This is a genomic window from Blastococcus sp. SYSU D00820, from assembly GCF_054050695.1.
The window spans coordinates 114298-133642 of sequence record NZ_JBJGZW010000013.1 but is presented as its reverse complement, the minus strand read 5'-3'; the positions used below and the strand labels follow the sequence as shown (position 1 = coordinate 133642).

Sequence of the window (19345 nt, the reverse complement as noted above, 5' to 3'; positions counted from 1 at the left end):
CGCCGGCCCCCGCGCGCGCGCGCGCGGCCCCGGGCGCCGCCCCCCCCCCCGCCCCCCCCCCCCCCCCGCGCCCCCCCCCCCCCCCGCCCCCCCCCCCCCCCCCCCCCCCCCCCCCCCCCCCCCCCCCCCCCCCCCCCCCCCCCCCCCCCCCGCCCTGGGCCGGCTGGACGGCGTGCACTGGACGGCGGTCAACGACGTCGTGGGCCGGGTGCTGGTGGCCTTCGACGAGAAGCGCGTGACGGTGGAGGACGTCGTCGGCGCGGTCACCGCCGTCGAGCAGGCGCGCGGCGCCCGCGGCGTCTTCCCGCAGGCCGAGGAGCACCCCGCCGACCTCGAGCCGCTGCTCGCCGCGGTCGTCACCGCGGCCGTCGACACCGCGGCCGTCGGGGTGGCCCTGCTCGGCAAGGTGCTGCCGGTGCCGGCGCTCACCCGCCACGCGACCCTCGTGCTCGCCCTGCTGGACACCCAGCGCCCGCTCAAGCGCGCGCTCACCGAGCGGATCGGCACCGTCGGCACCGACCTCGCCTTCGCCGGCACCGGCGCGCTGCTGCACGCACTGGCGCAGAGCCCGACGATCCCGGCGATCAACGCCACGGCCGCGGTGCAGCGGGCGCTGGAGGTGCGCGCCCGCCGCCAGGTCTGGCGCAGTCGCGAACCCGAGCTGTGCCGCCCCGAGCCGGAGGACCCCGGCGAGCCGGTCCTCCCGCCCGGCCCCCGGCCGCGGCCGCTGCCCGACGGGCCGATCGAGACCTACCGCGCGCGTCTCGGCCCCGGCTCGCTCGCCGGCGCCCTGGTGCTCCTGCCGCTCACCCGCCGCCCCGGCCGCTCGGCCGACCTGCTCAAGGCACTCACCCCGAAGGCCGCCACCGGGGGCCGCGAGGCCTTCGCCGCCGCCCTCGACACCCTGCTGTGCCGGCACGGCGTGCTGCCCATGGACGGCTCGGCCTACCGGCGGCTGGACCGCATCGACACCGTCGTCGTCGACGGCGCCTCCCTCGGCACCGGACCGCCCGGCATCGTCACCGCCACCGCGAGCGCCGACGGCTGGGACGACGCCGCGGTCTGGACCGCCGCCGCCCGGCTGCTGGGCGGCGACGAGGGAAACGGCACCCGGCTAGGCCCGCCTCGCGAGGACGACGACGGCGGCCTGCGGCACGCCCTGTACGCCGGCCGCCGCCGCGTCGGCGAGGTGCTGGTCGCCCCGGAGCTCGACCCGCACGCCGAGGCGCTGCTCACCGCGGCCTCGAGGTCGGGCTGCCGGCTGGTGCTGCGGCCGACCGCCGGCACCGCCGAGGTGGCCGCCGCCGCCGACGAGACCGCGCCGGCCGGCGAGCCGCTGGTGGCCACCGTCCGCCGGCTGCAGGAGGACGGGCACGGCGTGCTGGTCGTCTCGGCCACCGACAGCGCCGCGCTGATGGCCGCCGACGTCGGCATCGCCCCCACCCGTCCCGGGTGCGCACCGGCGTGGGGTGCGGACCTCGTCACCGGCCGCGGCCTCGTGGAGGCCTGCCGGGTCGTCGGCGCCGTCGGCGACGCGCGCGCGGTCAGCCGCCGGTCGGTCGAGACCGCGCTCACCGGCAACGTGCTCGGCGGTCTGCTGGCCGCCGTCGGCGGCGCCCGCACCGGTCAGCGGTCGGCCACCACGCCGGGCAAGTCCGCGACCGTGTTCACCATGCTCGCCGGCACCTGGACCGCGGTGCGGATCGCCCGCCGGCCGGCCCCCGAGCCGACCGTGCACACGCCGTGGCACGCCCTGGATCCCGACGACGTCGTCCGGCGGCTGGCCGACGTCGCGCCGGAGCCGGCGCGGCGGCCGTCCCGCGCCACCCGCGCGCTGCGCCGGGCCGGCCGGGTGCCGGTCGTGCGGCTGCCGGTGCGCTACGCCCGCACGGTCGCCGCCGAGCTGGCCGATCCGCTCACCCCGGTGCTCGGCACCGGCGCCGCGGCCACCGCGCTGCTCGGCGAGGCCACCGACGCGGTGCTGGTCGGCAGCGTCACCATCGGCAACGCGCTGCTCAGCGGCGCGCAGCGGCTGCGCGCGGAGAGCACGCTGGAGTCGCTGCTGCTCGAGCAGGACGTGCGCATGCGCCGCGAGCGCGGGGAGGACACCGAGGAGGTCCCGGCCGCGCGGCTGGCCCCCGGCGACGTCGTGGTGGTCGAGGCCGGCGACGTGCTCGCCGCCGACGCCCGGCTCCTGGAGGCCACCGACCTGGAGGTCGACGAGTCCGGGCTGACCGGCGAGTCGCTGGCCGTCGCGAAGTCGGTCGAGGCCACGCCCGGCGCCGACGTCGCCGACCGCACCTGCATGCTCTTCGACGGCACCACCGTGGTCGCCGGCCGCGGCCGGGCGGTCGTCGTCGCCGTCGGCGCGGCCACCCAGGCCGGACGCGCGACCCGGGCGGCCGGCGGCGCCGCTCCGCCCGCCGGCGTGCAGGCCCGGCTCGCCGAGCTGACCCGCACCGTCCTGCCCTGGACGCTCTCCGGCGGCGCCGCGGTCACGGCGCTGGCCGTGCTCTGGGGCCGGCCGCTGCGCGAGGCGGTCGGCGCGGGGCTGGCGGTCGCCGTCGCCGCGGTGCCCGAGGGGCTGCCGCTGGTGGCCACCGTCGCCCAGCAGGCCGCCGCCCGCCGGCTGTCCCGCCGCGGCGCGGTGGTGCGCAGCGCCCGCGTGCTGGAGGCGCTCGGGCGGGTCGACACCGTCTGCTTCGACAAGACCGGCACGCTCACCGAGAACCGGCTGCGCCTGGTCCGGGTGGTGCCGCTGGACGGCAGCCCGGAGGACGACGTGCTGCGGCTGGCCGCCGCGGCCGTGGCCAGCGGCGACGAGCAGGCGCACGAGACCGACCGCGCGGTGCTCGACGCCGCCGCCGAGCAGGGGCTGACCCCCGACGCCGAGCCGGAGACCGGGCTGCCGTTCGCCGCCGGGCGCGGCTACTCGGCGACCGTCCGCGACGGGCGCCTGGTCGTCAAGGGCGCGCCCGAGGTCGTGCTGCGCCGGTGCACCGGTGCGGAGTCCGCCCGCGAGCGGATCGCCGAGCTCGCGGGGGAGGGGCTGCGGGTGCTCGCCGTCGCCGAGCGCGACCTCGACGGCGACCCCGGCGACCTCGCCGAGGCGGCGCAGGACCTCACGCTGCGCGGGCTCGTGGCGCTGGCCGACACCGTCCGCGAGTCGACCGCCCGCGCGGTCGCCCAGCTGCGGGCGGCCGGCGTCCGGGTGCTGGTGGCCACCGGCGACCACCCCGAGACCGCGGCGGCGATCGCCGCGCAGGCCGGCGTGCCCGAAGCCGACCGGGTGGTCACCGGCGCGCAGTTCGCCCGCGCCTCCGACGCCGAGCGCACCCGCATGGTCGCCGAGACCGCCGTCTTCGCCCGGCTCTCGCCGGAGCAGAAGGTGTCGCTGGTCGCGGCCCTGCGGCGGGCCGGGGCGACGCTGGCGATGACCGGCGACGGGGTCAACGACGCCGCCGCGATCCGGCTAGCCGACGTGGGCGTGGGCGTCGCCGGCGCGGAGTCGCCGGCGGCCCGCACCGCGGCCGACCTCGTGCTCACCGACGTCGACCTCACCCGGCTGGTCGACGCCATCGCCGAGGGCCGGGCCATGTGGTCCCGGGTCCGCGACGCGGTCAGCGTGCTGGTCGGCGGCAACGCCGGCGAGGTCGCCTTCACCGTGCTCGGCACCGCGGTCGGCGGCCGCTCGCCGCTGGGCACCCGCCAGCTGCTGCTGGTCAACCTGCTCACCGACATGTTCCCGGCGCTGGCCGTCGCGGTCGCCGCGCCGCGCGCCACCCCCGACGACGGCGCCGAGGGGCCGCTGGCCGGGCACCCGCTGGCCGCGACGCTCGCCGCCGGCCCGCAGCGCGGCTTCACCGCCGCGGTCCGCCGCGCGGTGCTGGTCCGCGGCGCGGCCACCACCGTCGGCGCCACCGGCGCCTGGGTCACCGGCCGGCTCACCGGCCCGCGGGGCCGGGCCAGCACGATGGGGCTGGCCGCGCTGATCGCCACCCAGCTCGGTCAGACGGCCTGGTCGGGGCGCCGCAGCCCGCTGGTGCTGGTCACCGCGGCCGGGTCGCTGGCGGTGCTGGTCGCCGTCGTCCAGACGCCGGGGCTGAGCCGCTTCTTCGGCTGCACCCCGCTGGACCCGCTGGCCTGGGCCGCCGTGGCCGCCTCCGCCACCGCGGGCACGGTCACCGCGGAGCTGGTGCCCCGGCTGGCCGCCCGCTACGGGCTCAGCCCGACGGCCGGCTGAGCACCAGGTTCATCGCGACCATCGACAGCACCGACTGGCCGCGCTGGTCCAGCAGCTCGATGCGCGTGCGCAGCAGCCCGCGGTCGGGCTTGCTGCGCGACAGGCGGGCCTCCTCGACGGTGGTGCGCAGGGTCAGCCGGTCACCGGGGCGGACCGGTGCCAGCCAGCGCAGCTCGTCGACGCCGGGGGAGCCGAGGCTGGAGACGGGGGAGAGGTACTCCGTGGCGAACAGCCGCATCATCAGCGCGCAGGTCTGCCAGCCGCTCGCGATCAGCCCGCCGAACGGCCCGGCCGCGGCGGCCTCGGCGTCGACGTGGAAGGGCTGCGGGTCGTAGCGGCGGCCGAAGTCGACGACCTCGGCCTCGTCCACGGTCAGCGGCCCGTACTCGGCGACGGCGCCGACGGGGTAGTCCTCGAACCAGCGGTCGGTCATCGCGCGACCGTAGCCCCCGTCAGTGCACGAGGTTCTGCACGCCCGTGGTGTCGAGGTCGGCCACCGACCGCGCGGAGAAGTTCTGCCGCGGATCGCGCCCGGCGAAGTAGCCGGTGAGCTGGTCGTCGAGCTCCTCGACGGTGAAGGTGCCGCCGGCGGCGGTGAACTTCCGCTCGACCGTCGGTGCGGCCATCAGCGCGACGAAGTCGCCGTAGACGACGAACACCTGGCCGTTGATCTCCTCCGAGGCAGGGGAGGCGAGGTAGGCCACGAAGGTGGCGACCCGCTCGGGGGCCAGGATGTCCAGGCCCTCGCCGCCGCCGTCGCCGAACACGTGCGCGGTCATCCCGGTGCGGGCGCGCGGGGCGATGGCGTTGGCCCGCACGCCGTAGCGGGACAGCCCCTGCGCCGTCGAGAGGGTCAGCGCGGTGATGCCCGCCTTGGCGGCGGCGTAGTTGGACTGGCCGGCCCCGCCGAAGAGGAAGGCCTCGGAGGTGGTGTTGACGACGCGGCCGTAGACGGGGCCGCCGGCGGCCTTGCTGGCGGCGCGCCAGTGGACGGCGGCGGCGCGGGAGACGGCGGCGTGGCCCTTCAGGTGCACGCGGACGACGTCGTCCCACTGCTGCTCGGTGAGGTTGAACAGCATGCCGTCGCGGAGGACGCCGGCGTTGTTGACGACGACGTCGAGGCTGCCGAACGTGTCGACGGCGGTCTGCACCAGCCGCTCACCCATCGCCCAGTCCCCGACGTCACCCAGCACGGCGACCGCCCGCGCGCCCTGCGCCTCGATCTCGGCGACGACGTCGTGCGCGGCCGGGCCGACGTCGTTGACCACGACGCTCGCCCCCAACGCGGCCAGCGCCAGCGCCTCGGCCCGGCCCAGCCCGCTGCCGGCTCCGGTGACGACCGCGCTGCGGCCCTCCAGGCTCGTCGTCTCCGTCACGTGCGCCGTTCCCCTCGTCCACCAGCAGGTCGGGCGGACCGTAGGCCGCCCCGCCGGGCGGGGGCAACGGGCGTCCCGCCGAGCGGGCGCCCGGCCAGCGGGACCGCCGCCGCCGGGCCCGCCCGCGGCCGCCTACCGTGCGCGGCGGTGGTCGATCCGCCCCACCGCGGCGGGAACCGGGACGAGGGAGCACATGCCGATCGACGTCGAGAAGGCCCTGGCCGCCGAGCCCACGGTGCGCGAGGCCGCGTGGACCAGCCGCGACGTGGTGCTCTACCACCTCAGCCTCGGCGCCGGCGCGCACGCCGACACCGATCCCGAGCTGCGCTGGACCTTCGAGCGCGACCTGCAGGTACTGCCGACCTTCGCCATGGTCGCCGGCCAGGGCGTCTCCAGCGGCGAGCGCGCCGCCACACCGCTGTCGATGCCCGGTGTGGACGTCGACCTGCGCCGCATCCTGCACGCCGGCCAGGCGCTGACCGTGCACCGGCCGCTGCCGGTCGCCGCGACCGCGCGGGTGAGCACCCGCGTGGCCAACGTCTGGGACAAGGGCAAGGCCGCGGTCGTGGAGCTCGAGCACGCGGCCACCTCGGCCGACGACGGCGAGCCGCTGTGGACCAGCACCATGCAGATCTGGTGCCGCGGCGAGGGCGGCTTCGGCGGGGAGCCGGGGCCCAGCACGTCGGAGGCCGCGCCCGACCGCGCGCCCGACGCCGTCCTCGAGACGCCGACGACACCCCAGACCGCCCTGCTCTACCGGCTCAACGGCGACCTCAACCCGCTGCACGCCGACCCGGAGTTCGCCGCCCTGGCCGGCTTCGACCGGCCGATCCTGCACGGCCTGGCCTCCTACGGCCTGGTCGCCAAGGCGCTCGTCGACGGGCTCCTGGACGGCGACGCGAGCGCGCTGACCGGCCTGTCGGTGCGGTTCGCCGGCTCGCTGTTCCCCGGCCAGTCGATCCGCACCAGCGTCTGGCGGGACGGCGACCGGCTGCTGCTGGCCGCCGACTGCCCCGAGCGGGAGGGCGCCCCGGTGCTCACCCACGCCACCGCGACGGTGCGCGCGTGAGCGACCGCGACCTGGCGCCCTCCGCGGTGGCGGGTGCGGCCGACCAGCTGACCGCCACGCCGCAGAACGAGGGCGTCGACGCCGCCGTCGCCGCCGCCCGCCGGGTGATCGCCGCCCTGCTCGGCGCCGGCAACGGCTCCGCCGCCGAGATGCAGGAGGTGGCCGCGCGACTGGACGCCGTCGCCGACCACCTCGAGCAGCACGCCCCGCCGCGCCGCGAGCGCATGGTGGACATGTGGTCCGGCGAGGGCGTCACCCGGCACGACCCGGTGACCGGCCCGGAGAACGCGATCGCGCCGCCGCTGCCGCTGACCGGAGGGGACGACGGGTCGATCTCGGGCACCGTCACCCTCGGCTTCCCCTACCAGGGGCCGCCCGGGTACGTGCACGGCGGCATCTCGGCGCTGCTGCTGGACCACACGCTCGGCGTGGCCAACGCCTACGCCGGCGTCTCCGGCATGACGGGGGAGCTGACGCTGCGGTACCTCCGCCCGACGCCGCTGTTCCGGCCGCTCACGGTGACCGGCCGGCAGGAGTCGGTGGAGGGCCGCAAGATCGTCACGACCGGCACGATCACCGCCGACGGCCAGACCTGTGTCAGCGCCCGCGGGCTGTTCATCGCCAAGCACCTCGACCGTCCGCGCTGAGCGGGAGCCGCCGGGTTCAGCGGCGCCGCAGACCGTCGAAGAACAGCCGGCCGAGCACCTCGGCGAACTCCTCGGTCGAGTGGTCGCGGCGGTTCGGCCAGTGCATCGAGGCCCACAGCGAGTCGCGCAGCGCGCGGTAGAAGACGTGGGCGGGGACGTCGTCGCGGAAGCTCCCGTCGGCGACCCCGGCCTCGATCGCGGCCAGCCAGTGACCGCGCACCGCCCGGGAGGCGGTGTCCACCGGCTCGAGCAGCCCGTGTTCGCGCAGGTACTGCCGGTCCCGCTGGTAGATGGCGGTGGGGTGCGGGTGCTCGTCGATCACCTGCAGGGTGGCCAGCACCAGCCCGCGCAGCGTCTCCTCGGGCGACCCCGCGCGCTCGACGACGGCGGCGAACCGGCCCTGGATGTCGGCCATGAACCGGCCCAGCAGCTCGCCGACGATCGCGTGCTTGGACGGGAAGTAGTGGTAGAGGCTGCCGCTGAACACGCCGGCGGCGTCGCCGATGTCCCGCACCGTCGTGGCGGCCACGCCGCGGGTGGCGAACAGCTCCGCCGAGCGCGCCAGGATCTCCTCGCGCCGTTCCGGGCTGTGCCGCACGCGCCGTCCTCTCGTCGTCCGGGGCAGGCGCCCCGCCGGCGGACAGTCTCCGCCCCCGCTCCGCCCCACTGGCCGGGACGTCCCCTTGTCCTCCCTCGGACGGGTGCTACTTTACCAAGCGCTTGCTCAACTCATGGTGCGAAGGCGGACCGCGTGGCTGACCAGGGCTCGACAGCACAGCTGGAAGAACAGTTCGAGGAGTTTGTCGGCGTCGAGGCCGAGCCCCCGCGGGTGGCCCGGTACGCCGTCAACGAGGCGATGATCCGCAACTGGGTCGAGGCGCACGACGACCGGAACCCGGTCTACGTCGACGACGCGGCGGCCCGCGCGACCGGACGGCCGGGCATCGTGGGCCCGCCCGCGATGGTGTCGACCTGGGTGATGGCCGGCTACCGACGGTGGCGCGAGGTGCAGCGGCTGCGTGCCGAGGGCGCGGTCGAGGACTTCGCGTGGTCGCGCCTGCTGAGCCTGCTCGACCGCGACGGCTTCACCTCCGTGGTGGCCACCAACGTGGAGCAGACCTACCACCGGGAGCTGACCCCCGGCACGCACGTCACCTGCCACTTCACGATCGAGTCCATCTCGCCGCTGAAGAAGACCGGCCTGGGCCTGGGCCGGTTCCTCACGCTGCACAAGCGCTACGTGGACCAGTCCGGCGACCTCCTCGTGGAGGAGCGCTTCCGGCTGCTCCGCTTCCGCCCCGACTCCCGAGAGGACGTCGCATGAGCGACCGCCCCACCGCCGTTCCGCGGCTGGTCGTCACCCAGGACAACGAGTTCTTCTTCACCGCCGCCCGCGAGGGCCGGCTGGAGATCCAGCGCTGCGGCGACTGCGCGACGCTGCGCCACCCGCCGGCGCCGGCGTGCCCGGAGTGCCGGTCGTTCTCCTGGGACACCGTGGAGGCCAGCCGGCGCTGCACCCTGCACAGCTGGACCGTCGTCCACCACCCGCCGGACCCGGCCTTCGAGTACCCCCTCGCGGTCGGCCTGGTCGACCTGGAGGAGGGCACCCGGCTGGTGGCCGACATCGCCGGCATCCCGCACGAGGAGCTGGCGCTCGGCATGGAGCTCGAGGTCGGCTTCGCCGAGCACGCGCACGGGGCGGTCCTGCCGCAGCTGCGCCGTCCCTCGGGAGGTGCCGCGTGAGCCTGCCCGAGTGCACCGTCGGCACGACGCTGCCCGGCCTGGACCTGCCGCTGGACCGCACCACGATCGTGGCCACCGCGATCGCCTCGCAGGACTTCGAGGACGTGCACCACGACCCGAGCAAGGCCAACGAGCGCGGCACGCCCGACATCTTCATGAGCATCAACTCGACCAACGGCTTCGTCGACCGGTACGTGACCGACTGGTCGGGCCCCGCCGCTCGCATCACCCGGTGCTCGCTGCGGCTGGGGGTGCCCACCTTCCCCGGCGACGTCCTGCGGTTCTCCGGCGAGGTCACCGGCGTCGACGGCGACGCGGTGACGGTGAAGGTGCTCGGCTCGAACGACCGCGGCGTCCACGTGACCGCCGAGGTGACGCTGGTCCCCACAGGAGGAGCGAAGTGACGCAGGCCGGTTCCAGCGGCAAGGGTTTCAGCGGCAAGGGTTTCAGCGGCAAGGGTTTCAGCGGCAAGGCGGCGATCGCCGGCATCGGCGCGACCGAGTTCTCCAAGAACTCCGGGCGCAGCGAGTGGCAGCTGGCCTGCGAGAGCGTGGTCGCCGCGCTCGAGGACGCCCAGATCGGCGTCGAGGAGGTGGACGGCTTCGCGCTGTTCACCATGGAGAACAACCCGGAGATCGCCGTCGCCCGCGCACTCGGCATCCCGGAGCTCACCTTCTTCAGCCGCATCCCGCACGGCGGCGGCGGCGCCTGCGCGCCGGTGCAGCAGGCCGCGATGGCGGTGGCCACCGGGGTCGCCGACGTCGTCGTCGTGTACCGCGCGTTCAACGAGCGCTCCGGCCACCGGTTCGGCGCCGGCCCGCCGCCGTTCGCCTACACGCCCAGCACCGACCAGGAGTACCGCAACTGGATCAACCCCTACGGGCTGCTCACCCCGGCCTCGCAGGAGGCGTTCCTGGCCCGGCTGTACATGGAGCGCTACAGCGCCACCAGCGAGGACTTCGGCCGGGTGTCGGTGCTCTCCCGCAAGCACGCGGCGACCAACCCGCTGGCCTGGTTCCACGAGCGGCCGATCACCCTCGAGGACCACCAGAACTCCAGGATGATCGCCGATCCGCTGCGGCTGCTGGACTGCTGCCAGGAGAGCGACGGCGGCCAGGCGCTGGTCATCGTGAGCACCGAGCGGGCCCGCGACCTGCCGCACCCGCCCGCCGTCATCACCGCCGCGGCGCAGGGCGTCGGCCCGCAGCAGATCTCGATGAGCAGCTACTACCGCGACGACATCGAGAAGATGCCCGAGGTCGAGCTGACCGCCCGGCAGATGTGGGCGCAGGCCGGCCACGGCCCCGAGGCCGTCGACGCGGCGGTCCTCTACGACGCCTTCACCCCCATGGTGCTGCTCCAGCTGGAGGAGTACGGGTTCTGCGGCCGCGGCGAGGCCAAGGACTACATCGCCGACGGCAACCTCGAGCTCGACGGCCGGCTGCCGGTCAACACGCACGGCGGCCAGCTCGGCGAGGCCTACATCCACGGCGTCAACGGCATCGCGGAGGGCGTGCGGCTGGTCCGCGGCACCTCGGTGAACCAGCCGGAGAAGAACGTCGACACGGTGCTCGTGACCGGCGGCTCGCCGGTGCCGCACAGCGCCATCGTGCTGTCCACCGACAACTGAGGAGCCCGTCGTGACCGACCGCATCACCTACGCCCGCGCCACCCACGGCGAGGAGGAGATCGAGGCCGTCCTCGGTGTCCTGCGCAGCGGCCACCAGGGCCTGCGCATCGGGAAGAACGTCGCCGAGATGGAGCGGCGGGTGCCGGAGCTGTCCGGCAAGGCCCGCGGCGCGATGTGCAATTCCGGCTCCTCGGCGCTCTACCTCGCCGTCGAGCTGCTGGACCTGCCCCGGGGCAGCGAGGTCATCACCTCGCCGCTGACCTTCTCCACCGACGTCGCCCCGATCGTCCGCGCCGGCCTGGTGCCGGTCTTCGCCGACGTCGCACCCGACACCGTCAACGTCGACGTCACCAAGATCGAGGCGCTGATCAGCGAGAAGACGAAGGCGCTGCTCTTCCCCAACCTCGCCGGCAACTGCCCGGACTGGGACGTGATCCGCGAGATCGCCGACCGGCACGGCCTCAAGGTGATCGAGGACTGCTGCGACGCCCTCGGCCCGCGGCTGCGCGGCACGCCCACCGGCGCCCGCGCCGACATCAGCGTCACCAGCTTCTCGATGGCGCACATCATCACCTGCGCCGGCCAGGGCGGGATGGTCATGGTCGACAGCGACGAGCTGCGCGACCGGGCTCTGCTGCTGCGCCGCTGGGGCCGGCGCTCGGAGCCCAACCTGTTCGGCTCCAGCGGCACCGGCCGGGTCTTCCGCGAGGACCTCGACGGCGTCGACTACGACAACGACTTCATCTTCGACGTGCTCCCGTGGAACTTCGAGCCCTCGGAGCTCGGCGCGGCCTACGGCGTGGTGCAGCTGGACAAGCTGGAGTCGAACTGGAAGCGGCGCAAGGACCTCTTCGCCGCCTACACCGCCGCCTACGGCGCCTATCCGGAGTTCTTCTCCACCCCGGTGGAGACGCCGGAGCTGGACACCGCGTGGCTGTGCTACCCGGTCATGGTCACCGAGGACGCCCCCTTCACCCGCAGCGAGCTGCAGGAGGCCATCGAGGCCGACGGGATCGACACCCGCACCGTCTGGAGCGGCAACATCACCCGCCACCCGATGATGGCCGGCATCGAGTACCGCCAGCCCGACGAGGGGCTGCCGGTCGCCGACGCCGTCTTCGCCCGCGGCATGACCCTGGGCATGAGCCACGGCCTGACCGACCCCGAGGTCGAGCGGATCACCGACGCGATCCACCGCTTCGCGGCCCGGTACCGCTGATGCGCCGGTTCGCCGGGCGCCGGGCCCTGGTCACCGGAGCAAGCCGCGGCATCGGCGCGGCGGTCGCCGAGCGGCTGGCCGCCGAGGGCGCCGACGTCGCCCTCACCGCGCGCACCGTCGAGGAGCACGCCGTGCTGCCGGGCAGCCTGCGGCACACCGCCGAGCGGCTGTCCCGGTACGGCACCCGGGTCGCGGTGGTCGCCGCCGACCTCGGCGACGCCGACTCCCGGGCGGCCGTGGTGCCCACCGCGGAGGAGGCGCTCGGCGGGCCGGTCGACGTGCTGGTCAACAACGCCGCCGCGGCGATCTACCAGCCGATGGCCGACTATCCGCTGCGCCGCCGCCGGCTGACCTTCGAGGTCAACGTGCACGCCCCGATGGACCTCGCGCAGGCGGTGCTGCCGGGCATGCGGGCCGCCGGGCGGGGCTGGATCGTCAACGTGTCCAGCGCCACCGCGCGGCTGTCGGCCGGCCCGCCGTTCAGCGTCCACCCGCCGGGGTCGGACATGGGCGTCTACGGCGCCTCCAAGGCGGCGCTCAACCGGATGAGCAACATGCTCGCCGTCGAGCTGCACGGCACCGGCATCCGGGTCAACACCGTCGAGCCGCGCTCGGCGGTCCTGACCGAGGGGGCCGCGACCCTGGTCGGCGACCTGATCGCCGCCGACGAGGTGGAGTCGCTGGAGCAGATGGCCGAGGGCGTCACCTTCCTCTGCGACTGCCCCGAGGACCTCACCGGCCAGGTCACGGTGAGCCTGGACCTGCTCGAGCGGTACGGCCTGCCGGTGCACGGCCTCGACGCCCGCCCGCTGGAGCCCGCGGAGGTGGCCCGGTGAGCGCCACCCCGGTGGTCGTCGACGCCGTCCGGACGCCGTTCGGCAAGCGCGCCGGCCGGCTGGCCGGCCTGCACGCCGCGGAGATCCTCGGCGCCGCCCAGCGCGGCGTGCTCGACCGGCTGCAGCTGGACCCGGCGCTGGTCGAGCAGGCCATCGGCGGCTGCGTGACCCCGATCGGCGAGCAGTTCGGCAACGTCACCCGCACCTCGTGGGTGCACGCCGGCCTGCCGCCGGAGACCGGCTGCACCACCATCGACGCCCAGTGCGGCACCGCGGCCCAGGCGGTGCAGCTGGTCGCCGGGCAGATCTCGATCGGCGCGCTCGAGGTCGGCATGGCCTGCGGGGTGGAGCTGATGAGCCGGGTGCCGCTGACGGCCAAGGTGGGCTTCGGCTTCGGCACCCCGCGGCCGGCGTCGTGGGCGCAGGACACGCCCGACCAGTACACCGCCGCCGACCGCATCGCCGCCCGGCGGGGCTTCACCCGGGAGGACCTCGACGCCTTCGGGCTGCGCTCCCAGCAGCGGGCGCGGGCGGCCTGGGACGCCGGGTGCTTCGACCGCCAGGTCGTGCCGGTCGACGTGCCCGACGCCGACGGGCAGCCGCAGCGGGTCGACCGCGACCAGGGGCTGCGCGAGACCAGCCTCGAGGCGCTGGCCGGGCTGAAGCCCACCGTCGAGGGCGGCCTGCACACGGCCGGCACCTCCTCGCAGGTCTCCGACGGCGGCAGCGCCGCGATCCTGATGAGCGAGGAGCGGGCCCGCGTCCTCGGGTACGCCCCCCGGGCCCGGCTGCTCGCGCAGTGCGTCATCGGCGGCGACCTGCACTACATGCTCGACGGCCCGGTGGACGCCGCGCGGAAGCTGTTCGACCGCACCGGCCTGACCGCCGCCGACGTCGACCTGTTCGAGGTCAACGAGGCGTTCGCGGCCATCCCGATGTCCTTCGCCCGCGTGCACGGGGTGGACGACGATCGGCTCAACGTCAACGGCGGGGCGATCGCCCTCGGCCATCCGGCCGGCGCCACCGGCATCCGGCTGATCGCCACCGCGATCGACGAGCTGGAGCGCCGGGACCGGTCGGTCGCGATGGTCGCCATCTGCGCCTCCGCCGCCACCACCTGCCTGATCCTCGAGCGGATCTGACCCGCCCACTCCACCGCACCGACCAGCGAGGAACGCCGTGCCCCTCCCTCTGACCGACGACGAGCGCGCGCTCGCCGACTCCGTCGCCGCCTTCGCCCGCCGGGCCGCGCCGATGGAGACGGTGCGCGCCACCTTCGACGACGCCGCCGCCGGCAAGCGCCCCGCCTTCTGGGAGGCGCTGTGCCGGCAGGGCCTGCACGCCCTGCACCTGCCCGAGGAGCACGGCGGCGCCGGCGCCGGCCTGACCGAGCTGGCCGTCGTGGTGGAGCAGCTGGGCCGCGCGCTGACCCCCGGTCCGCACCTGCCGACGGTGCTGGCCAGTGCGGTGGTGGCGCGCACCGGCGACAGCGCCGCGCGCGAGGAGCTGCTGCCGCTGTTCGCCGAGGGCGTCACCGGCGCCCTGGTCGGCGTGCCGGGGCTGACCGCCACCGCCGCCGACCGCGGCTGGGTGGTCAGCGGCACCTCCGGGCCGGTGCTCGGGCTGCCCGGCGCCGACGAGGTCGTCGTCCGTGCGGACGTGCCGGCCACCGGCGACCCGGTGTGGTTCCGGCTCACCGGCGCGGCGCCGGACGTCGTCCACCCCGAGGCCGGCATCGACCTCACCCGCTCCGTCGGCCGGCTGGTCCTCGCCGGGCACCGGGTCACCCCGGACGACGTCCTGGCCGCTCCGGACCCCGACGCGGTCGATCTGACGGTCAACACCCTGCTGGCTGCCGAGGCCGGCGGCCTGGCCGCGTGGGCGCTGGCCACCGCGGTGGAGTACGTGCGCACCCGGGAGCAGTTCGGCCGCCCGGTCGGCAGCTTCCAGGCGGTGCAGCACAAGGCCGCGATGCTGCTGGTGCGGGCCGAGCTGATCACGGCCGCGGCGTGGGACGCCGCCCGCGCCGCCGGGCAGCCGGCGGTGCAGCAGCGGCTGGCCGCGGCGCAGGCGGCGCTTACCGCCCTGCCGCTCGCGGTCGACGCCGCGCTCGAGTGCGTCACCCTGCTCGGCGGCATCGGCTTTACCTGGGAGCACGACGCGCACCTGTACTGGCGCCGGGCCATCAGCCTCGCCTCGGTCGGCGGCACCGAGGAGCACTGGGCCGGCCGGCTGGGGGAGACCGCCCTCAGCACCGACCGCGACTTCTCCTTCGTCGGCGACCAGTCGCTGCCCGAGCTCCGCGAGCAGGTGCGCGCCGTCCTCGCCGAGGTCCTGACCCTGCCGGAGGACCCGGCGACCACCACCGGCTGGGCACCGGCCCGCGGCGGCCCGCGGAAGGCCCGGCTGGCCGAGGCCGGGCTGGTCGCGCCGCACTACCCGCGGCCCTACGGCCTGGGTGCCGGTCCCGAGGAGCAGGCGGTCATCGGCCAGGAGTTCGCCCGCGCCGGGCTGGCCCAGCCGACCACGATCATCGGCGAGTGGGTGCTGCCCACGATCCTCGCCTACGGCACCGCCGAGCAGCAGGAGCGCTTCCTGATGCCGAGCCTGCGCGGCGACATCGTGTGGTGCCAGCTGTTCAGCGAGCCGGGCGCGGGCTCGGACCTGGCGGGGCTGTCCACCCGCGCCCGCAAGGTCGAGGGCGGCTGGTCGCTGTCGGGTCAGAAGGTGTGGAACTCCAGCGCGCACGAGGCCGACTGGGGCGTCTGCCTGGCCCGCACCGACCCCGACGCCCCCAAGCACAAGGGCATCTCCTACTTCCTCGTCGACATGCGCTCGGCCGGCGTCGACGTCCGGCCGCTGCGCCAGGCGACCGGCATGAGCGAGTTCAACGAGGTCTTCCTCGACGACGTCTTCGTGCCCGACGACTGCCTGCTCGCCCAGCCCGGCGACGGCTGGAAGCTGGCGGCCACCACGCTGTCCAACGAGCGGCTCAGCATGGGCAACATGCTCGCCCACGGCGGGGCGCGGCTGGTCAAGCGGCTAATCGAGGACGGCGGGTACGCCACCAGCCGCGAGGAGGCGGTGCGGGTCCTCGGGCGCAACACCGCCCGCGAGCTGAGCCTCGGCGCGATCAACCTGCGCAGCGTGCTGACCCGGCTGTCCGGCGCCTCGCCCGGGGCGGAGATCAGCGTGCAGAAGGTCTACAACGCCATCGCCCAGCGGGACGGCTCGCGGGCCCTGCTCACCCTGCTCGGCCCGCTGGGGGCGCTCACCGTGCCCTCGGTCGACCCCGCCGCGGACTACTCCCGCGACCACATCGCCCTCCCGTCGGTGCTCTTCGGCGGCGGCACGATCGAGATCCAGCTCAACGTCATCGCCCAGCGCGTGCTGGGCCTGCCCCGCTGACCGGCGTCCGGAGGACCCCCGTGAACATGGACCTGTCGCCCGAGTCGAAGGCGCTGCGGCGCGAGCTGCGCGACTACTTCGCCCGGGTCATCACCGAGGAGGACCGCCGCGACCTGGTCACCCAGACCGAGGGCGGCCCGACCTTCGACCGCATCTACCAGCAGATGGGCCGCGACGGCTGGCTGGGCCTGGGCTGGCCCGAGGAGTACGGCGGCCGCGGGGTCGACCCGGAGGCGCTGTTCGTCTTCTACGACGAGGTGATCCGCGCCAACGCGCCGCTGTCGCTGGTCACGCTCAACACCGTCGCCCCGGCGCTGATGAAGTACGGCACCCAGGAGCAGAAGGACTTCTTCCTCCCGAAGATCCTGTCCGGGGAGCTGATCTTCGCCATCGGCTACACCGAGCCGGGGGCGGGCACCGACCTCGCCGCGCTGCAGACCCGCGCGGTCGTCGACGGCGACGAGCTGGTGATCAACGGCAACAAGATCTACACCAGCGCCGGCATCTACGCGGACTGGATCTGGCTGGCCGTGCGCACCGACCCCGACGCCCCGCGCCACAAGGGCATCTCGGTGGTGCTGGTGCCCACCGCCTCGCCCGGGTTCTCGGTCACCGAGATCCACACCGTCGGCGGGATCAGCACCTCGGCCACCTACTACGAGGACGTGCGGGTGCCGCTGGCCAACGTGGTCGGCGAGCTGAACGAGGGCTGGTCGCTGGTCACCTCCCAGCTCAACCACGAGCGGGTGGCGCTGGCCGCCCGCGGCGGCATCGCCAACGAGCTGTTCGACGGCGTGCTCGCCTGGGCCAGGAACGAGCCCACCGACGACGGCGTGGTCTACGACCTGCCCTGGGTGCGCAGCACGCTGGCCGAGGTCTACGCCCTGCTCAGCGCCACCGAGCTGGTCAACCTCCGGCTGGTCGCCGACGTCGCGGCCAACACCCTCGGCGGCGGCGACTCGGCCGCGGCGAAGATCTTCGGCACCGAGGCGGTCGTGACCGCCTACGGCCAGCTCCAGGAGGTGCTCGGCGCCGCCGGCCTCCTGCGTCCGGGCAGCCTCGGCGCGGTGCTCGAGGGCAGGGTGGAGACCCTCGCCCGCCGGGCCCAGAACAACACCTTCGGCGGCGGCACCAACGAGGTCATGCGCGAGATCGTCGCCGCCAAGACCCTCGGCATGACCCTCGCGGCCCGCCGCCGCGAGGCCCAGCAGGCCACCCCCCAGCAGCAGCCGGCACGGAGCGGGAGCAACTGACATGCAGTTCGACCTCGACGACGACCTCCGCGACGTCCGGGACCTCGCGGAGAAGATCCTCACCGACCGGGCCGACGTCGACCGCGTCCGCGCGGTGGAGGCCGACGCCGGCGGCTTCGACCGCGCGCTGTGGCAGGTGCTGGCCGACGCCGGCCTGCTCGGCATCGCGCTGCCCGAGGAGGCCGGCGGCGCCGGTCTCGGGATGCTCGGCCTGGTCACCGTCCTGGAGCAGCAGGGCCGGCGGGTCGCTCCGGTGCCGCTGTGGTCGGTCGTGGCCGGCGCCGCCCTGCCGCTGGCGCGGTTCGGCAGCGAGGAGCAGACCGCCCGTTGGCTGCCCGGCGTCCTCGACGGCACCACGCTGGTGACCGGGGCGGTCGACACCCCGCCCGGCCGCCGGGCGACGGTGACCGCCGAGGCCGACGGCGCCGGCCTGCGGCTGCGCGGCCGGCTGACCGCGGTGCCCGCCGCCGCGGTGGCCGACGCGCTGCTGGTGCCGGTGACCACGGCGGACGGCGGCCTGTCGGTCGTCCTCGTGCCCACCGACCGCGCCGGGCTGACCGTCACGCCGCTGGCGGTGACCAGCCGGGAGAGCAGCGCGGCCGTGGCGTTCGACGGCGTCGCCGTCGAGGCCGCCGAGGTGCTGCCGGCCGACGGCGCCGAGGTGCTGCGCTGGACCCGCCGCCGGGCGCGGGTGGCGCTGGCCGCGCTGTCGCTGGGCGTCTGCGAGGAGGCGCTGGCGATCACCGCCCGCTACACCTCCGAGCGCGTGCAGTTCGGCCGGCCGCTGTCGACCAACCAGGCGGTCGCCGTCCGCGCCGCCGACGCGCATCTGGACACCGAGGCGATCCGGCTGACCACCCTGCGGGCGGCCGAGCTGCTGGACTCCGGCCGCGAGGAGGAGGCGGAGGCCGCGGCCCTGACCGCCAAGTGGTGGGCATCGCGCGGCGGGCTGCGGGTCGTGCACGCCACCCAGCACCTGCACGGCGGCATGGGCGCCGACGTCGACTACCCGATCCACCGGTACTTCCTGTGGGGCCGGCAGATCGCCTTCACCCTGGGCAGTGCCGATGCGATCGCCGCCGAGCTCGGCGACGCGCTGGAGACCGCCGCCGGCATCGGCGCGGCGTGAGCGGGGCGGGCGCCCCGGGAGACTTCCGGCTGCCGGGCCGCACCGCCCTGGTGACCGGCGCCGGCCGAGGGGTGGGGGAGGGCATCGCCCGTGCCCTGGCCGCGGCCGGCGCGACGGTCGCCGTCAACGACCTGCACGCCGACCGGGCCGAGTGGGTCGCCGCGGACATCGCCGCCGCGGGTGGCACGGCGCGGGCGATGCCCTTCGACGTCACCGACGACGCCGCCGTGACCGCCGCCGTCGACGGCGTCGTCCGCGAGCACGGAGCGCTCGACGTCCTCGTGCACAACGCCGGCATCCCCGACGGCGGGTCGACGATGGCGCGCTTCGGCGACCTGCCGCCGGCCGCCTGGCGCCAGCAGATCGAGCTGAACCTGGTGGCCACCATGCGGCTGGTGCAGGCCGTGCTGCCGCACCAGGTCGCCCGCGGCTGGGGCCGGATCGTGCACATCTCCTCCGGCGCGTCCTCCCGCGGGCTGGCGCTGGGCGTCGGCGCCTACGGCGCGGCCAAGGCCGGCTCGGAGTCGCTGATGCGGCACCTGGCCGTGGAGTACGGCCCCGACGGGATCACCGCCAACTCCCTGGCCCTGGGACTCATGGCCGGGGTCGGGGGCGGCGAGCCGAGCCCGCTGCTGGCGCGCCTGATCGAGAGCGTGCCGGTGCGCCGGCTGGGCACCGGGGACGACGTCGGTGCCGCCGTCGTCTGGCTGTGCACCGAGGGCGGCGGGCTGGTCAACGGCCAGGTGGTCCACCTCAACGGCGGCACGGTGTTCGGCCGCTGACCGCCCGGGC

Annotated in this window: 17 protein-coding genes; 14 read left to right on the top strand and 3 right to left on the bottom strand. The window is 75.7% G+C overall.

Going from position 1 to position 19345, the window contains the following annotated elements; all coding sequences use genetic code 11:
• The first annotated feature begins 172 nt into the window (after positions 1-172).
• Positions 173-4243 (top strand): HAD-IC family P-type ATPase, encoded by a 4071-nt coding sequence (locus tag ACI79R_RS15045; protein WP_456574452.1) that lies wholly within the window; start codon positions 173-175, stop codon positions 4241-4243.
• On the opposite strand, the gene ACI79R_RS15040 is transcribed toward ACI79R_RS15045, so the two are convergent.
• A complete protein-coding gene (locus ACI79R_RS15040) occupies positions 4224-4676 on the bottom strand; it encodes a MaoC family dehydratase (RefSeq protein ID WP_456574451.1) in 453 nt (150 codons plus the stop codon). The two genes, ACI79R_RS15045 and ACI79R_RS15040, sit on opposite strands and share 20 nt — an antisense overlap.
• A gap of 19 nt (positions 4677-4695) precedes the next feature.
• Positions 4696-5619 carry a 3-oxoacyl-ACP reductase gene (locus ACI79R_RS15035; RefSeq protein WP_456574450.1) on the bottom strand — a complete coding sequence of 308 codons (924 nt, stop codon included), beginning with the start codon at positions 5617-5619 and terminating at the stop codon, positions 4696-4698.
• Between the two features lie 193 nt (positions 5620-5812).
• On the opposite strand from ACI79R_RS15035, the gene ACI79R_RS15030 reads away from it, so the two are divergent.
• Both ACI79R_RS15030 and ACI79R_RS15025 read left to right on the top strand, forming a co-directional pair.
• Positions 5813-6688: a MaoC/PaaZ C-terminal domain-containing protein gene (locus ACI79R_RS15030; RefSeq protein ID WP_456574449.1), complete on the top strand. Its 876-nt coding sequence runs from the start codon at positions 5813-5815 to the stop codon at positions 6686-6688.
• On the top strand, positions 6685-7335 hold the full coding sequence (locus tag ACI79R_RS15025) for a PaaI family thioesterase (RefSeq protein ID WP_456574448.1): 651 nt from the start codon (positions 6685-6687) through the stop codon (positions 7333-7335). The genes ACI79R_RS15030 and ACI79R_RS15025 overlap by 4 nt, the downstream gene beginning before the upstream one ends.
• Before the next feature lie 16 nt (positions 7336-7351).
• Here the strand turns inward: ACI79R_RS15025 and ACI79R_RS15020 are convergent, their stop codons facing one another.
• Positions 7352-7933: a TetR/AcrR family transcriptional regulator gene (locus ACI79R_RS15020; protein WP_456574447.1), complete on the bottom strand. Its 582-nt coding sequence runs from the start codon at positions 7931-7933 to the stop codon at positions 7352-7354.
• Between the two features lie 153 nt (positions 7934-8086).
• Between ACI79R_RS15020 and ACI79R_RS15015 the strand changes: the two genes are divergently transcribed.
• Genes ACI79R_RS15015 through ACI79R_RS14965 form a run of 11 tightly spaced genes read left to right on the top strand, consistent with a single transcriptional unit; the run spans position 8087 to position 19335 of the window.
• Positions 8087-8659 carry an FAS1-like dehydratase domain-containing protein gene (locus tag ACI79R_RS15015; RefSeq protein ID WP_456574446.1) on the top strand — a complete coding sequence of 191 codons (573 nt, stop codon included), beginning with the start codon at positions 8087-8089 and terminating at the stop codon, positions 8657-8659.
• A complete protein-coding gene (locus ACI79R_RS15010) occupies positions 8656-9078 on the top strand; it encodes a Zn-ribbon domain-containing OB-fold protein (RefSeq protein WP_456574445.1) in 423 nt (140 codons plus the stop codon). The genes ACI79R_RS15015 and ACI79R_RS15010 overlap by 4 nt, the downstream gene beginning before the upstream one ends.
• The gene (locus ACI79R_RS15005) at positions 9075-9482 is read left to right on the top strand and encodes a MaoC/PaaZ C-terminal domain-containing protein (protein WP_456574444.1); all 408 of its coding nucleotides are present in this window, start codon (positions 9075-9077) and stop codon (positions 9480-9482) included. Before ACI79R_RS15010 ends, ACI79R_RS15005 begins: the two co-directional genes overlap by 4 nt.
• The gene (locus tag ACI79R_RS15000) at positions 9479-10708 is read left to right on the top strand and encodes a lipid-transfer protein (protein ID WP_456574443.1); all 1230 of its coding nucleotides are present in this window, start codon (positions 9479-9481) and stop codon (positions 10706-10708) included. Before ACI79R_RS15005 ends, ACI79R_RS15000 begins: the two co-directional genes overlap by 4 nt.
• 10 nt (positions 10709-10718) lie before the next feature.
• Positions 10719-11927 (top strand): DegT/DnrJ/EryC1/StrS family aminotransferase, encoded by a 1209-nt coding sequence (locus tag ACI79R_RS14995; protein ID WP_456574442.1) that lies wholly within the window; start codon positions 10719-10721, stop codon positions 11925-11927.
• Complete coding sequence (locus tag ACI79R_RS14990; RefSeq protein ID WP_456574441.1) at positions 11927-12763, top strand: SDR family NAD(P)-dependent oxidoreductase; 837 nt, start codon at positions 11927-11929, stop codon at positions 12761-12763. Before ACI79R_RS14995 ends, ACI79R_RS14990 begins: the two co-directional genes overlap by 1 nt.
• Positions 12760-13905 (top strand): steroid 3-ketoacyl-CoA thiolase, encoded by a 1146-nt coding sequence (locus tag ACI79R_RS14985; RefSeq protein ID WP_456574440.1) that lies wholly within the window; start codon positions 12760-12762, stop codon positions 13903-13905. The genes ACI79R_RS14990 and ACI79R_RS14985 overlap by 4 nt, the downstream gene beginning before the upstream one ends.
• Positions 13906-13942: 37 nt before the next feature.
• Entirely contained in the window at positions 13943-16171 is a 2229-nt protein-coding gene (locus tag ACI79R_RS14980) for an acyl-CoA dehydrogenase (protein ID WP_456574439.1), read from the top strand.
• Positions 16172-16197: 26 nt separating this feature from the next.
• Positions 16198-17424 carry an acyl-CoA dehydrogenase family protein gene (locus tag ACI79R_RS14975; protein ID WP_456574438.1) on the top strand — a complete coding sequence of 409 codons (1227 nt, stop codon included), beginning with the start codon at positions 16198-16200 and terminating at the stop codon, positions 17422-17424.
• Between the two features lies 1 nt (position 17425).
• Positions 17426-18553, top strand: coding sequence for an acyl-CoA dehydrogenase family protein (locus ACI79R_RS14970; protein WP_456574437.1), 1128 nt, complete (start codon positions 17426-17428; stop codon positions 18551-18553).
• Positions 18550-19335, top strand: coding sequence for an SDR family NAD(P)-dependent oxidoreductase (locus tag ACI79R_RS14965; RefSeq protein WP_456574436.1), 786 nt, complete (start codon positions 18550-18552; stop codon positions 19333-19335). The genes ACI79R_RS14970 and ACI79R_RS14965 overlap by 4 nt, the downstream gene beginning before the upstream one ends.
• Positions 19336-19345 lie beyond the last annotated feature (10 nt).